This window comes from Massilia puerhi (genome assembly GCF_009861485.1).
Genome location: NZ_WOFW01000001.1, coordinates 346,483 through 360,065 on the forward strand (window position 1 = coordinate 346,483; position 13,583 = coordinate 360,065).

Annotated in this window: 21 protein-coding genes and 1 tRNA gene; 3 read left to right on the forward strand and 19 right to left on the reverse strand. The window is 60.8% G+C overall.

All coding sequences use genetic code 11. The features are described from left to right. Positions 1–7: 7 nt before the first annotated feature. From rpsE to GNT67_RS01610, 19 genes are all read right to left on the reverse strand, one after another. Positions 8–526 (reverse strand): 30S ribosomal protein S5, encoded by a 519-nt coding sequence (gene rpsE, locus GNT67_RS01520; RefSeq protein ID WP_005663437.1) that lies wholly within the window; start codon positions 524–526, stop codon positions 8–10. A gap of 12 nt (positions 527–538) precedes the next feature. Next, positions 539–901, reverse strand: coding sequence for a 50S ribosomal protein L18 (rplR, locus tag GNT67_RS01525; protein ID WP_123069946.1), 363 nt, complete (start codon positions 899–901; stop codon positions 539–541). Between the two features lie 11 nt (positions 902–912). Then, on the reverse strand, positions 913–1,446 hold the full coding sequence (rplF, locus tag GNT67_RS01530) for a 50S ribosomal protein L6 (RefSeq protein WP_159627938.1): 534 nt from the start codon (positions 1,444–1,446) through the stop codon (positions 913–915). A gap of 10 nt (positions 1,447–1,456) precedes the next feature. Next, on the reverse strand, positions 1,457–1,852 hold the full coding sequence (gene rpsH, locus GNT67_RS01535; protein ID WP_123069944.1) for a 30S ribosomal protein S8: 396 nt from the start codon (positions 1,850–1,852) through the stop codon (positions 1,457–1,459). 14 nt (positions 1,853–1,866) lie between these two features. After that, the gene (gene rpsN, locus GNT67_RS01540; protein ID WP_123069943.1) at positions 1,867–2,172 is read right to left on the reverse strand and encodes a 30S ribosomal protein S14; all 306 of its coding nucleotides are present in this window, start codon (positions 2,170–2,172) and stop codon (positions 1,867–1,869) included. Between the two features lie 4 nt (positions 2,173–2,176). After that, complete coding sequence (gene rplE, locus GNT67_RS01545; RefSeq protein ID WP_159627940.1) at positions 2,177–2,716, reverse strand: 50S ribosomal protein L5; 540 nt, start codon at positions 2,714–2,716, stop codon at positions 2,177–2,179. Between the two features lie 6 nt (positions 2,717–2,722). Further along, positions 2,723–3,037 carry a 50S ribosomal protein L24 gene (rplX, locus tag GNT67_RS01550; RefSeq protein WP_091877211.1) on the reverse strand — a complete coding sequence of 105 codons (315 nt, stop codon included), beginning with the start codon at positions 3,035–3,037 and terminating at the stop codon, positions 2,723–2,725. Between the two features lie 9 nt (positions 3,038–3,046). Beyond that, the gene (gene rplN, locus GNT67_RS01555) at positions 3,047–3,415 is read right to left on the reverse strand and encodes a 50S ribosomal protein L14 (protein WP_005663451.1); all 369 of its coding nucleotides are present in this window, start codon (positions 3,413–3,415) and stop codon (positions 3,047–3,049) included. Positions 3,416–3,651: 236 nt separating this feature from the next. Then, positions 3,652–3,927, reverse strand: coding sequence for a 30S ribosomal protein S17 (gene rpsQ / locus GNT67_RS01560; protein ID WP_123069941.1), 276 nt, complete (start codon positions 3,925–3,927; stop codon positions 3,652–3,654). Beyond that, the gene (gene rpmC, locus GNT67_RS01565; protein WP_123069940.1) at positions 3,924–4,115 is read right to left on the reverse strand and encodes a 50S ribosomal protein L29; all 192 of its coding nucleotides are present in this window, start codon (positions 4,113–4,115) and stop codon (positions 3,924–3,926) included. Before rpmC ends, rpsQ begins: the two co-directional genes overlap by 4 nt. Positions 4,116–4,127: 12 nt before the next feature. After that, positions 4,128–4,547, reverse strand: coding sequence for a 50S ribosomal protein L16 (gene rplP / locus GNT67_RS01570; protein WP_005663456.1), 420 nt, complete (start codon positions 4,545–4,547; stop codon positions 4,128–4,130). A 2-nt stretch (positions 4,548–4,549) separates the two neighbouring features. After that, on the reverse strand, positions 4,550–5,377 hold the full coding sequence (gene rpsC, locus GNT67_RS01575; protein ID WP_123069939.1) for a 30S ribosomal protein S3: 828 nt from the start codon (positions 5,375–5,377) through the stop codon (positions 4,550–4,552). Between the two features lie 11 nt (positions 5,378–5,388). Continuing rightward, complete coding sequence (rplV, locus tag GNT67_RS01580) at positions 5,389–5,721, reverse strand: 50S ribosomal protein L22 (RefSeq protein WP_170976705.1); 333 nt, start codon at positions 5,719–5,721, stop codon at positions 5,389–5,391. Further along, positions 5,718–5,993: a 30S ribosomal protein S19 gene (gene rpsS / locus GNT67_RS01585; protein ID WP_159627942.1), complete on the reverse strand. Its 276-nt coding sequence runs from the start codon at positions 5,991–5,993 to the stop codon at positions 5,718–5,720. Before rpsS ends, rplV begins: the two co-directional genes overlap by 4 nt. Before the next feature lie 9 nt (positions 5,994–6,002). Continuing rightward, a complete protein-coding gene (rplB, locus tag GNT67_RS01590; RefSeq protein ID WP_159627944.1) occupies positions 6,003–6,830 on the reverse strand; it encodes a 50S ribosomal protein L2 in 828 nt (275 codons plus the stop codon). Beyond that, positions 6,830–7,147 (reverse strand): 50S ribosomal protein L23, encoded by a 318-nt coding sequence (gene rplW / locus GNT67_RS01595; protein ID WP_123069936.1) that lies wholly within the window; start codon positions 7,145–7,147, stop codon positions 6,830–6,832. The genes rplB and rplW overlap by 1 nt, the downstream gene beginning before the upstream one ends. Next, entirely contained in the window at positions 7,144–7,764 is a 621-nt protein-coding gene (gene rplD / locus GNT67_RS01600; protein WP_005663467.1) for a 50S ribosomal protein L4, read from the reverse strand. Before rplD ends, rplW begins: the two co-directional genes overlap by 4 nt. A gap of 2 nt (positions 7,765–7,766) precedes the next feature. Then, on the reverse strand, positions 7,767–8,423 hold the full coding sequence (gene rplC, locus GNT67_RS01605; RefSeq protein WP_159627946.1) for a 50S ribosomal protein L3: 657 nt from the start codon (positions 8,421–8,423) through the stop codon (positions 7,767–7,769). A 274-nt stretch (positions 8,424–8,697) separates the two neighbouring features. Next, positions 8,698–8,774: transfer RNA gene (locus GNT67_RS01610), tRNA-Val, on the reverse strand. 404 nt (positions 8,775–9,178) lie between these two features. On the opposite strand from GNT67_RS01610, the gene ggpS reads away from it, so the two are divergent. The 3 genes from ggpS to GNT67_RS01625 all read left to right on the forward strand — a co-directional run bounded on the left by ggpS (position 9,179) and on the right by GNT67_RS01625 (position 13,518). Next, the gene (gene ggpS, locus GNT67_RS01615; RefSeq protein ID WP_159627947.1) at positions 9,179–11,497 is read left to right on the forward strand and encodes a glucosylglycerol-phosphate synthase; all 2,319 of its coding nucleotides are present in this window, start codon (positions 9,179–9,181) and stop codon (positions 11,495–11,497) included. A 36-nt stretch (positions 11,498–11,533) separates the two neighbouring features. Then, positions 11,534–12,640, forward strand: a complete 1,107-nt coding sequence (locus GNT67_RS01620; protein WP_159627949.1) for a mechanosensitive ion channel family protein — start codon at positions 11,534–11,536, stop codon at positions 12,638–12,640. Positions 12,641–12,942: 302 nt separating this feature from the next. Then, entirely contained in the window at positions 12,943–13,518 is a 576-nt protein-coding gene (locus GNT67_RS01625) for a TerD family protein (RefSeq protein ID WP_159627951.1), read from the forward strand. Positions 13,519–13,583: the final 65 nt, after the last annotated feature.

Sequence of the window (13,583 nt, forward strand, 5' to 3'; positions counted from 1 at the left end):
TTTCCCCTTAACCGACGATGTCTTCGACCGACTTGCCGCGCTTGGCAGCGATGTCAGCCGCGGTGCTCATCTTCGACAGACCGTCGAGAGTTGCGCGCACCAGGTTGTAAGGATTCGACGAACCGGTCGACTTGGCGACCACGTCGGTCACGCCCATCACTTCGAAGATAGCGCGCATTGCGCCACCAGCGATCACGCCGGTACCAGGTTTCGCTGGCATCATCATGACGCGCGAGGCGCCGTGACGACCGGACACGGTGTGATGCAGGGTACCGTTCTTGAGTGGCACCTTGATCAGGTTGCGGCGGGCTTCTTCCATCGCTTTTTGCACGCCGACTGGAACTTCCTTCGACTTGCCTTTGCCCATGCCGATGCGGCCATCGCCGTCACCGACAACGGTCAGCGCTGCAAAACCCATGATACGACCACCCTTGACCACTTTGGTCACGCGGTTGATCGCGATCATTTTTTCGCGCATGCCATCATCCGGCTTGTCGCTTGCCATTTTCGCTTGCATTTTTGCCATGACGATTCTTCCTTAGAACTTCAGACCGGCTTCACGCGCGGCTTCCGCCAGCGCCTTCACACGGCCGTGGTAACGGAAACCCGAGCGATCGAACGCAACTTCGGTGATTCCTGCTTTCAGTGCTTTTTCTGCGACGCGCTTGCCAACCAGGGCAGCTGCAGCAGCGTTGCCGCCGGCGCCGGTCTGGCCAGCCAGTTCGGCGCGCACTTCCGCTTCCAGGGTCGAAGCCGACACCAGTACTTTTGCGTCCGGGCTGATCAGGTTTGCGTAGATGTGCAGGTTGGTGCGGTGAACCGACAGACGGTTCACGCCCAGCTGGGCAATCTTGATGCGGGTCTGACGGCCACGACGCAGACGGGATTGTTTCTTGTCCATGTCTGCTCCGATTATTTCTTCTTGGTTTCTTTAAGCTTGACCACTTCGTCCGAATAACGGACGCCCTTGCCCTTGTAAGGCTCAGGGGAGCGGTAAGCGCGCACTTCAGCGGCAACCTGGCCGACCTTTTGACGATCGATACCCTTGATCAGGATTTCGGTCGGGGTCGGGGTCACGGCCGTAATGCCTTCAGGCATCGCGTGCAGCACCGGGTGCGAGAAGCCCAGGGACAGGTTCAGGGCGTTGCCCTGCACTGCTGCCTTGTAGCCCACGCCCACCAGGTTCAGCTTGCGCTCGAAACCCTTGGTGACGCCGGTAACCATATTGTTGACCAGGGCGCGCAGGGTGCCCGACATGGCGTTCGATTCACGCGAATCGTCGATCACGTCGAAGGTCAGCGTGCCATTGTTGTTTTCCACTTTGACCAGGCCGTTCAGGGCTTGGGTCAGGGTGCCGAGCGGGCCCTTGACGGTGATCGACGACGCGTTGATCGCGACTTCGGCACCGGCTGGGACGGCGATTGGCATCTTAGCTACTCGAGACATCGTCTACTCCTTAAGCCACGTAGCAAATCACTTCGCCACCGACACCGGTAGCGCGTGCTTTGCGATCAGTCATGACGCCTTGCGGAGTCGACACGATTGCCACGCCCAGGCCGTTCATGACGGTTGGGATCTCGTCTTTGCCCTTGTAGATACGCAGGCCTGGACGGGACACGCGCTCGAGGCGCTCGATGACCGGACGGCCAGTGTAATACTTCAAACCGATTTTCAGTTCCGACTTGCCGTCAGCCGACGACACAGCGAAATCTTCAATGTAACCCTCGTCCTTGAGGACGTTGGCAATGGCAACCTTGACTTTCGACGACGGCATTGCGACCGTGGTTTTCTGAACAACTTGTGCGTTGCGAATGCGGGTCAGCATATCGGCGATAGGATCGCTCATACTCATTGCATATTCTCCTATTACCAGCTTGCTTTGGTCATACCCGGAATTTCGCCCTTCATGGCGAATTCGCGGAGTTTGGTACGTGCCAGACCGAATTTACGGAAAGTGCCACGTGGACGGCCAGTGATGGCGCAGCGGTTACGCTGACGGGTCGGTGCCGAGTTACGCGGCAGCGCCTGCAGCTTCAGGCGCGCTTCGTAACGTTCTTCTTCCGACTTCGACTGGTCGTCGATGATTGCTTTCAGAGCGGCACGCTTCGGGGCGAATTTCTCCACCAGGTCTGCACGCTTCTGTTCGCGGTTAATCAGTGCAAGTTTTGCCATGCTCTTAGTTCCTGAACGGGAATTTGAAGGCGGCGAGCAGCGCTTTGGCTTCTTCGTCGGTCTTAGCAGTCGTGGTGATCGAGATGTTCATGCCGCGCAGTGCATCGATCTTGTCGTAGTCGATCTCTGGGAAGATGATCTGCTCTTTGACACCGATGTTGTAGTTGCCACGACCATCGAACGATTTGCCGCTCACGCCACGGAAGTCACGCACGCGTGGCAGGGCCACGGTGATGAAACGGTCCAGGAATTCGTACATGCGGGCGCCGCGCAGGGTCACCATCGTGCCGATCGGGTAGCCTTCGCGGATCTTGAAACCTGCGATTGCCTTGCGAGCCTTGGTCACGACTGGCTTCTGGCCAGCGATCTTGGTCAGGTCGCCGGTTGCGTGCTCGATGATCTTCTTGTCAGCGACTGCTTCCGACAGACCCATGTTCAGGGTGATCTTGGTCAGGCGCGGCACTTCCATCACCGACTTGTAACCGAATTTTTCGGTCAGTTCGGCAACGACTTTGTCTTTGTAAATCTCTTGGAGACGGGCCATTTCTTCTTACCCTTTCACTACTTCGCCGCTCGACTTGAAGACGCGGACTTTTTTGCCGTCCTGGTCTTTGAAGCCAACGCGATCTGCCTTGCCGGTCGCTGCGTTGAACAGCGCGACGTTCGACACGTGAATCGGCATAGTCTTGTCGACGATACCACCAGTAACACCGGTCATCGGGTTAGGCTTGGTCGCTTTTTTAGCGACGTTGACGCCTTCGACGATGACGTGTTCAGCGTCTACACGCTTCTGAACGACGCCACGCTTGCCCTTGTCCTTACCGGCCAGAACGATGACTTCGTCGTTTTTACGAATCTTATCCATGTCGAATCCTTACAGAACTTCAGGTGCCAGCGACACGATCTTCATGAACTTTTCAGTGCGCAGTTCGCGCGTGACTGGTCCGAAGATACGGGTACCGATTGGCTCCAGCTTGGCGTTCAGCAGGACAGCGGCATTGCCGTCGAACTTGACCAGGGAACCATCCTGGCGGCGCACACCTTTGGCGGTACGCACAACCACGGCATTGTAAATTTCACCCTTTTTGACGCGGCCACGTGGGGCTGCGACTTTGACGGTGACCTTGATGATGTCGCCAATGCTCGCGTAACGGCGCTTCGAGCCACCCAACACCTTGATGCACAGAACTTCCTTGGCACCGGTGTTGTCGGCTACTTCGAGCCGGCTTTCGGTTTGAATCATAGTAGTTTCTTTCCCAACTTAAGCCGTAGAAAACCCCACGGAAAACCGTGGGCCTGCGGTCAGTCTTGGTCCCGCCATGACGCCCCTGCTGGAGCCCCATGTTTGGGTGATGGACTTTCCAAATACACTTTCGTTACAGGCCGCTGTACCGCGGGGGATAACTGCGGCAACACATGAACGAAGCCCGCTAGTATCTCAGATACCAGCGGGCCACGCAAGACAAATTTTATGGGTACTTACAGTACCTGTGCGACTTGCAACACTTTGGTCACAGTCCACGCCTTCGTCTTCGAGATCGGACGACCTTCTGCGATCTCGACGGTGTCACCGATTTTCGCTTCGTTCGCTTCGTCGTGCGCGTGATACTTGTTCGAGCGCACGATGATCTTGCCGTACAGCGGGTGCTTGACGTGACGTTCGATCAGGACGGTGACCGTCTTGTCCATTTTATCGGACACGACTTTGCCGACCAGCGTACGCTTCAGCGCCGTTTTGATGGTGGTGTCGGTCATTTGGCTTCCTTCGTGTTCATCACAGTCTTCACACGCGCGATATCGCGACGTACTTTTTTCAGCTGCGAAGTGTTACCGAGCTGCTGGGTGGCGACTTGCATGCGCAGACCGAATTGGGCCTTGAGCAGCTCGTTCAGCTCCTTCTGCAGCGCTTCCTGGTCTTTGCCGCGGAGTTCCGATGCTTTCATATTCAACTCCTGTTATTGGCCGACTTGGCGAACCACGAAAGTGGTAGCCAGTGGCAGTTTGGCAGCGGCCAGGCGGAACGCTTCGCGCGCCAGTTCTTCTGCGACGCCATCCATCTCGTACAGGACTTTGCCTGGCTGGATTTCAGCGACGTAGTACTCCGGGTTACCCTTACCGTTACCCATACGGACTTCGGCCGGCTTGTTCGAAATCGGCTTGTCCGGGAAGATACGGATCCAGATACGACCGCCACGCTTGATGTGACGGGTCATGGCACGACGTGCCGCTTCGATCTGGCGTGCGGTGATACGGCCGCGGGCAACTGCCTTCAGACCGAATTCACCGAACGAGACCGCGGTGCCGCGGGTGTGCGAAATGCCGGTGTTACGGCCCTTCTGCTCTTTACGATACTTCCTGCGCGATGGTTGCAGCATGCTTATTCTCCTGCTTTCTCAGCGGGTGCAGCGGCAGCCGGGGTCGCCAGCTTGACAGCTGGACGAGCGCGCACGGTTGGCGCGGCAGCTGGACGTGCACCGCCGGCTGGACGTGGACCGCGCGATGGCTTGCCGTCGTCACGACGTGGGCCGCGTGGCTTCTTCTCATCTGGCGGGGTGTCGATGACTGGTGCTTCGCCGGTGACCGAACGGTCGCCCTTGTAGACCCAGACCTTGACGCCGATGATGCCGTAGGTGGTCGATGCTTCGCTGGTGCCGTAGTCGATATCGGCGCGCAGGGTGTGCAGTGGCACACGGCCTTCGCGGTACCATTCGGTACGTGCGATTTCGATGCCGTTCAGACGGCCCGACGACATGATCTTGATGCCGACGGCGCCCAGGCGCATTGCATTTTGCATTGCGCGCTTCATGGCGCGGCGGAACATGATGCGCTTTTCGAGCTGCTGCGAGATCGAATCGGCGATCAGCTGCGAATCGATCTCTGGCTTGCGGATCTCTTCGATGTTGACGTGCACGGGCACGCCCATGATCTTCGCCAGCGAGGTCTTGAGCACTTCGATGTCTTCGCCTTTTTTACCGATCACGACACCAGGACGCGACGAGTAAATGGTGAAGCGTGCGTTCTTGGCAGGACGCTCGATGACGATGCGGCCGACCGAAGCGTTCTTCAGCTTCTTTTTCAGGAAAGCACGGGCTTCCAGGTCTTCCTGCAGCATCGATGCGAAGTTGCCGTTACCAGCATACCAGCGCGACGCCCAGTTACGGGTGACCGCCAGGCGGAAGCCGGTTGGGTGGATTTTCTGACCCATCGTATGACTCCTTAGTTACCGACAGTCACGTAAACGTGACAGGATTGTTTGGAAATGCGATCGCCGCGGCCTTTTGCACGTGCAGTAAAGCGCTTGAGGATCGGGCCCTTTTCGACATAGATCTGAACCACTTTCAGTTCGTCGATGTCGGCGCCATCGTTGTGTTCCGCGTTGGCGATCGCCGACTCGAGAACCTTCTTGATGATGGTCGCGCCTTTTTTCGGGCTGAATTGCAGAATGTTGAGTGCTGCGTCAACTTTCTTGCCACGAATCAGGTCGGCGACCAGACGGCCTTTTTGTTCCGACAGGCGTACGCCTTTGAGGATTGCTTTAGTTTCCATTATCGTTTCGCCTTCTTGTCAGCGGCGTGGCCCTTGAACGTACGGGTCAGCGCGAATTCGCCGAGCTTGTGGCCGACCATGTTCTCCGACACGTACACAGGCACGTGCACTTTGCCGTTGTGGACAGCGATCGTCAGACCGATGAAGTCTGGCGAGATCGTCGAGCGGCGCGACCAGGTTTTGACTGGCTTCTTGTCTTTGTTCGCTTGCGCGGCTTCGACTTTTTTCACCAGGTGGGCGTCAATGAACGGCCCTTTTTTCAATGAACGAGTCATTTTTTATCCTTATTTCTTGCCGCGGCGCGAAACGATCATCGACGACGTGCGCTTGTTCGAACGCGTACGCTTGCCCTTGGTCTGCTGGCCCCATGGCGACACTGGGTGACGACCGGCTGCAGTTTTACCTTCACCACCACCGTGCGGGTGATCGACCGGGTTCATGACCACACCGCGGACGGTAGGACGAACACCGCGCCAGCGCATCGCGCCAGCCTTACCGATCTTGCGCAGGCTGTGTTCGGCATTGCCGACTTCGCCAACGGTAGCGCGGCACTCGATGTGCACGCGACGCACTTCACCCGAACGCAGGCGAACCTGGGCGTAGGTACCTTCACGTGCCATCAGCACCACGCCGGCGCCGGCGGTACGGGCCATCTGGGCACCCTTACCTGGCAGCATTTCGACGCAGTTCATCACGGTACCGACCGGGATGTTGCGGATTGGCAGGCAGTTACCGGCCTTGATCGGCGCTTCCGAGCCGTTCATGACGCTGTCGCCGACAGCCATGCCCTTGGTGGCGATGATGTACTGACGCTCGCCGTCCGCGTAGCACAGCAGTGCGATGTGCGCGGTACGGTTCGGGTCGTATTCGATACGCTCGACCTTGGCAGGAATGCCGTCCTTCTGGCGCTTGAAGTCGACCAGACGGTAGTGCTGCTTGTGACCACCGCCCTTGTGACGGGTGGTGATGTGACCGTTGTTGTTACGGCCGGCAGTTTTCGATTTCTTTTCAACCAGGGCTGCGAACGGACGACCTTTGAACAGGCCTTCGGTCACAACTTTCACCATGCCGCGACGGCCTGGGGAGGTTGGCTTCATCTTAACGAGTGCCATTATTTAGCCTCCTCGACAAAATTGATTTCCTGGCCTGGCTTCAGGCACACGAAAGCACGCTTGGTGTGGTTGCGACGGCCGGTGAAACGGCCCGAACGCTTTTGCTTGCCTTCGCGGTTCACGGTTTGCACCGATTCCACTTCGACCTTGAACAGCATCTCGACGGCAGCCTTGATTTCTGGCTTGGTCGCGTCAGGCAGGACCTTGAACACGATCTGCTCGTTCTTTTCCGCGACGAAGGTCGCCTTCTCGGAAATGATCGGAGCCAGCAGCACCTTCATCAGGCGCTCTTCGCTGAATTTGATTGCGGCGCTCATGCGTACATCTCCTCGATCTTGGCCAGAGCAGCTTTCGTGACCAGGACTTTTTTGTAGAACACCAGCGACATCGGATCAGCGTGCTTAGGCTCGACGACCAGCACGTGCGGCAGGTTGCGCGAGGCCAGTTCGAGGTTCTCATCGATGGTGTCGGTGATCACCAGAACCGATTCCAGGCCCATGGTCTGCAGTTTTTGCGACAGCAGCTTGGTCTTCGGAGCTTCGATCGACAGGTTTTCGACCACGTTCAGGCGGCCTTCGCGAGCCAGTTGCGAGAAGATCGAGCAGATACCTGCACGGAACATCTTCTTGTTAACTTTGTGCGAGAAGTTCTCGTCCGGGGTGTTCGGGAAGATACGACCACCGCCGCGCCACAGAGGCGACGACGACATACCAGCACGAGCGCGGCCGGTACCTTTTTGGCGCCATGGCTTCTTGGTCGTGTGGTGGACTTCTTCACGGTCCTTCTGCTTGCGGTTGCCGCTACGTGCGTTGGCAGCGTAGGCGACGACGATCTGGTGAATCAGGGCTTCGTTGTATTCACGACCGAACACTTCGTCGGTTGCTGCAACGTTGGCGCCAGCTTGACCTTGCTCATTCAGGAGCTTCAGTTCCATGCTTACGCTCCTTTCTTGGCTTTGGTTTTGACAGCTGGCTTGACGACCACTTGGCCGTTCTTCGCGCCAGGAACGGCACCCTTGATCAGCAGCAGCTGACGTTCGGTGTCGATGCGCGCCACTTCCAGGTTCTGGGTGGTGACGGTGACGTCGCCCATGTGACCGGTCATGCGCTTGCCTGGGAACACGCGACCTGGATCCTGGGCCATACCGATCGAGCCAGGAACGTTGTGCGAACGCGAGTTACCGTGGGTCTGACGACCCGAGGCGAAGTTGTGACGCTTGATGGTGCCGGCGTAGCCCTTACCGATCGAGGTGCCTTGCACGTCGATTTTCTGGCCCACTTCGAACAGCGAAGCATCGATGGTGTCACCGGCTTTGAGTTCGGCGGCTTTGGTGGAATCGATGCGGAATTCTTTCAGCATCGTACCGGCTTCGACGCCAGCTTTGGCGTAGTGACCGGCAGCGGCTTTGGTCACGCGCGAAGCGCGACGCTGGCCGTAGACGACCTGAACTGCGGTGTAGCCATCAGTTTCAGGGGTTTTGATTTGTGCGACACGGTTGTTCGACACATCCAGCACAGTGACAGGGATCGAATCGCCGTCATCCGTGAAGATACGCATCATGCCAACCTTGCGACCGAGAAGGCCCAAGCTCATTTTTTCTCCATTCCCACCTACGATTGGGCGGGGGTAGTTGAACTACTAAATAATATGGGCAATAAAAGAGGCACCCATACCGAAGCCGGCTAGTATAACGCGCAAAAGGCTTCGGCGCAACAGGAAAAATCGGAGTCAAATCCGGCCTGTTGCGCTTTTCGCAGTATCTGGAGAAAGAAGAATCCACTCTAGCTGAGTGGCACAGAAAAGACACACCGCTGTGTCTTTTCTCTACAGGCTACAACCATTACTGGGAGCCTGCGATCTGGAAGTCTGGTGGGCGGTGCAGGATTCGAACCTGCGACCCCTTGGATGTCGACCAAGTATTCTAACCAACTGAACTAACCGCCCGGGGAGCCGAATTATAAGTGCCCCGCTTAAAGTTTTGCAATAGCTATTTTCGCGTGCGCCCTGTTTCCTGCCCGTACCGACAGCGACCGCCGGTATACCGCGCTGCGCAATCGCGGGTTGTCGATGCCGCCATGAAATGCTATTGTACAAATGCATTTCGAGGGAAGGATGGCGTCGCGCGCACCTGGCGCACGTGATTCCGGCATCCATGCCGGCGCCTCCTCCCCTCTTCCGCCTGGCGCTCCCCGGTGTCGATCGCGCATTCATGGACAACACGGCGCCGATCCGCCGGGTGCGCCTTTCTCCGGCCCGCGCGCCTCCCCGGCGAGCATCGCAGGCCCAGACCCGGTCCGCCTCCCAACCCACGGCTGTATGGGCGGACGCATCGCTGCAAAGGATGAAGCATGACCGTTATTGAATCCCGCCACTGGCCACGCCAGCTCGATCCCGCACGCCTGGTCCTGGCGACCGACCTCGATGGGACCCTGCTGGCCGGCACCCACGAGGCGCGGCGCCGCATCCGCGAACTGTTTACCGGAGCCCTGCCGCAGGCGACGCTGGTGTTCGTCACCGGCCGCGGCCTGGAAACCGTGATTCCCCTGCTGTCCGACCCGACCGTCCCGCGGCCCCACTACATCATCGCCGACGTCGGCGCCACCATCGTCGATGCCGACCTGCGGTCGGTCGAACCGCTGTCGCACCAGATCGCCGCGCGCTGGCCGGGCAGCCAGGCGGTATTGAGAGCGCTGGCCGATTTTCCCGAGCTGGTGCGCCAGTCGGTGCCGCAGGAGCGGCGCGTCTCCTTCTACGCCACCGAGGAAGCGATCACGCCCGCGCTCCGACAGGCGGTCGACGCCCTCGGCTGCGACCTGCTGTTCTCGGCCGGGCGCTACCTGGACGTGCTGCCGCGCGGCGTCGGCAAGGGCGTGGCGGTGCGCCGCCTGGCCGAGGTGGCCGGCTTCGATCCGGCCCATATCGTGGTGGCCGGCGACACCCTGAACGACCTGTCGATGTTCGAGGCCGGTTTTCGCGGCGTGGTGGTGGGCGCGGCCGAACCGGCGCTGGTGCAGGCGGTGCGCAAGATGCCGCGCGTGGTGGTGGCCGACGCCGCCGGCTGCGGCGGCATCCTGCAGGCCTTCGACCGCCACGGCCTGCGCTTCGACGGCGACACTGCGGCCATCGAGGCGACCTCGTATGGCGAGGCCGAGCTGGTGATGGTGTATCACCGCCTGCCCTATGACGAAGTGGTGGAAGGCGGCGTCACCTACCAGCGCCGTCCGAAAAGCCCGAACGGCATCATGCCGACCCTGCTGAGCTTTTTCGCGGGCGGGCGCAAGGGCTCGTGGGTCGCCTGGTCGCAGCAAGCGAGCCGCCAGCCGAACGGCTTCATCCCGCACGCGGCCGTCGACGCGCAGCGCTATCCGCAGCTCAAGGCGGCGCGGATTGCCCTGACGGCCGACGACATCGACCAGTTTTATAAGAAATTCTCGAAGGAGGCGTTCTGGCCGATCATCTTCTCCTTCCCCGATAAAGCCGAATTTCGCCAGGATCACTGGGAGCGCTACCTGGAAGTGAACCGCCTGTTCGCCGAGCAGACCGCGCGTGAAGCCGCGCCCGGCGCCACCGCCTGGATCCACGACTACAACCTGTGGATGGTGCCGGCCTTCCTGCGCCCGCTGCGGCCCGACCTGACGATCGCCTTCTTCCACCACACCGCGTTTCCGTCGTCCGACGTCTTCAATATCCTGCCATGGCGCAACGACATCATCGGCAGCCTGCTGCAATGCGACTACGTGGGCTTCCATATCCCGCGCTATGTCGAGAACTTCGTCGATGCGGCCCGTTCCTGCGCGCCGGTCGAGGTGGGCGGTGCGGTGCCGTGCGCGCCGCGCTTCCTTACCTTCGGTTGCGCGCTCGGCGTCGACCGCATGCACACCACGCTCGACGTGGGCGGCCGCCGCGTGACCCTCGGCGCGCATCCGGTCGGCACCAATGCGCAGCTGATCGAAGAGCTGGTGCAGACCGCTGACGTCCAGCGCCAGATCGCCGAGTGGGACGACTACCTCGATGGCCGCACCGGCATCATCTCGATCGAGCGCCTCGACTACGTGAAAGGGTCGCTGGAAAAGCTGCAAGCCTACGAGCGCATGCTGGAACAGCATCCCGAGTTGCTGGGCAAGGTCACCCTGATCAACATCATCACGCCGGCGGCGTCGGGCATGGAGATCTATGACAGCCTGCGCGAGGAACTGGACCGGGTCGTGGGCCGCATCAACGGCCGCTTCTCGACCCTGGGCTGGGTGCCGGTGCGCTACTTCTACCGCTCGCTGCCGTTCGAGGAAGTCGTGGCGCACTACGCCGCCTGCGGCATCGCCTGGATCACGCCGCTGCGCGATGGCCTGAACCTGGTGGCCAAGGAATACGTCGCCACCCGCCACGCGGCGGGCCGCCCGGGCACCCTGGTGCTGTCCGAGTTCGCCGGCGCCGCGGTCGAGCTGCATGGCGCGCTACTGGTCAACCCCTACGACCGCAACGCCATGAGCGCGACCCTGTACCACGCGCTGACCATGGGCGCCGATGAAGTGGCCTACCGCTCGGGGCGCATGGCGGCGATCGTCAACGACCGCGACGTGGCGCGCTGGGGCGACGACTTCCTGGCCGCGCTGGCGGCGCTGCCGGCATCCGGCCAGGACGAGGCGCCGGACGAACGCTCGGCCGCCTGAATCTTGAACATTGATTGAAAGGGAAAGACGACAGTGATGGAATACCTCATCCTGAAAAATCCGGTGGCCGACTGGCTGGTCGCGCTGGTCGTGGTGGCCGCCGTCGCGGCCGGCCTGGACGCCGTCAAATCGATCCTCGCGCGACGCCTGGCCGTGCTGGCGGCGCGCACCGAGGCCAAATGGGACGATATCGCGGTGGCCGCGCTGCGCTCGACCAAGCTTTTGGTGCTGGTCATCGTCGGGGTCTATGCCGGCGCCAGCTTCCTGGTGCTGTCCGACAAGGCGCAGCTGTTCCTTGGCCGCGTCGCCATCACGGCGGTGCTGTTGCAGGTGGCGATCTGGGGCGACCATGCGCTGCGTACCTGGCTCAAGGCCAAGCGCGCCGAGCGCAGCGAAGACCCGGACCGCATCACCTCCTCGGCCGCGATCACCTTCCTGATCCGGGTGCTGCTGTGGGCGGTGGTGGTGCTGATGGTACTCGACAACCTGGGCGTGAACATCACCACCCTGGTGGCCAGCCTGGGCATCGGCGGTATCGCCATCGCGCTGGCGGTGCAGAGCATCCTGGGCGACCTGTTCGCCTCGCTCTCGATCGTGCTCGACAAACCCTTCGTGGTGGGCGACTTCATCATCGTCGGCACCATGCTGGGCACGGTGGAAAAAATCGGCCTGAAGACCACCCGGGTGCGCAGCCTCTCCGGCGAGCAGATCGTGTTCTCGAACAACGACCTGCTCACCAGCCGCGTGCAGAACCTGCGCCGCATGGAATCGCGGCGGGTCGTGTTCCAGTTCGCGGTGTCGCACCTGACCCCGGCGCCGGTGCTGCGCGAACTGTCCGAGATGGTCAAGGGGATCGTCAGCGCCCAGCCGCAGGTGCGCTTCGACCGCGCCCACCTGAACGGCATCGCCGCTCCCAGCTTCAATTACGAGACGGTCTACTATGTCGACAACACCGACTATGCCGTCTACATGAACGTGCAGCAGGAGATCTACCTGGGCATCCTCGCCGGGCTGCAGGAGCGCGGCGTGGCGCTGGCGCTGCCGGTACAGACGGTGAAGCTGGCACGCGAGGCGATGCCGGCACAGCCGGAACCGGCGACATCGCTGGCCAAGACCGGCGCCGACGACGCCAGGGCAGCGTAGCGCCGGCGGCCTGGATGGTGTGTCCCTTGGGCTGCCTCGAAAGCGCTCCGGTATCGCCAGCGTGCCCCCGCCCGCCTTGCCGCAAGCTGGCGCCGCTTGCCCAATCCTTCGAGCCCGCCGGACGCGCCATTCATGACCGGCGCAGGGCGTAAGTACGTACACGCCCCTATGGGTAATGTTGAAATCCGCGCGCCCCTGCCCCATGTACAATTGATCAATTACCGCCTATATTGGCGGATGCATCCCCGATGGCGGCATCAACATCGCCGTCCATTTCATCCCTTAACGGAAAAGGAGTTCGCATGGCAATCAGTCTGCAAAAAGGCGGCAACGTCAATCTGAGCAAGGAAGCACCGGGCCTGACCAAGGTCATCATCGGCCTGGGCTGGGATCCGCGCTCGACCGACGGTTCGGCCTTCGACCTCGATGGCAGCGCCTTCATGCTGAAAGCCGACGCCAAGGTGCGCGGCGATACCGACTTCATCTTCTACAACAACCTGAAATCGACCGACGGTTCGGTGACCCATGCCGGCGACAACACCGACGGCCAGGGCGATGGCGACGACGAGAAGCTGACGGTCGACCTGGCGCGCGTGCCGGCCGACATCGACAAGGTCTCGTTCTGCGTCACCATCCACGACGCCGAAGCGCGCCGCCAGAGCTTCGGCCAGGTGGGCAAGGCGTATATCCGCTGCCTGAACGCCGCCGGCGAAGCCGAGATCGCGCGTTACGACCTGTCCGAAGACAGCTCGACCGAAACCGCAATGATCTTCGGTGAGCTGTACCGCGCCGGCAGCGAGTGGAAGTTCCGCGCCGTCGGCCAGGGCTTCAAGGGCGGCCTCGGTCCGCTGGCACGTTCGTTCGGCGTCAACGTCTAAGTTTCCCAGGGAGCTTCCCTGACGGTCCGCGCCTCCCGGCGCGGACCTGCAACGCCACGCCAGTG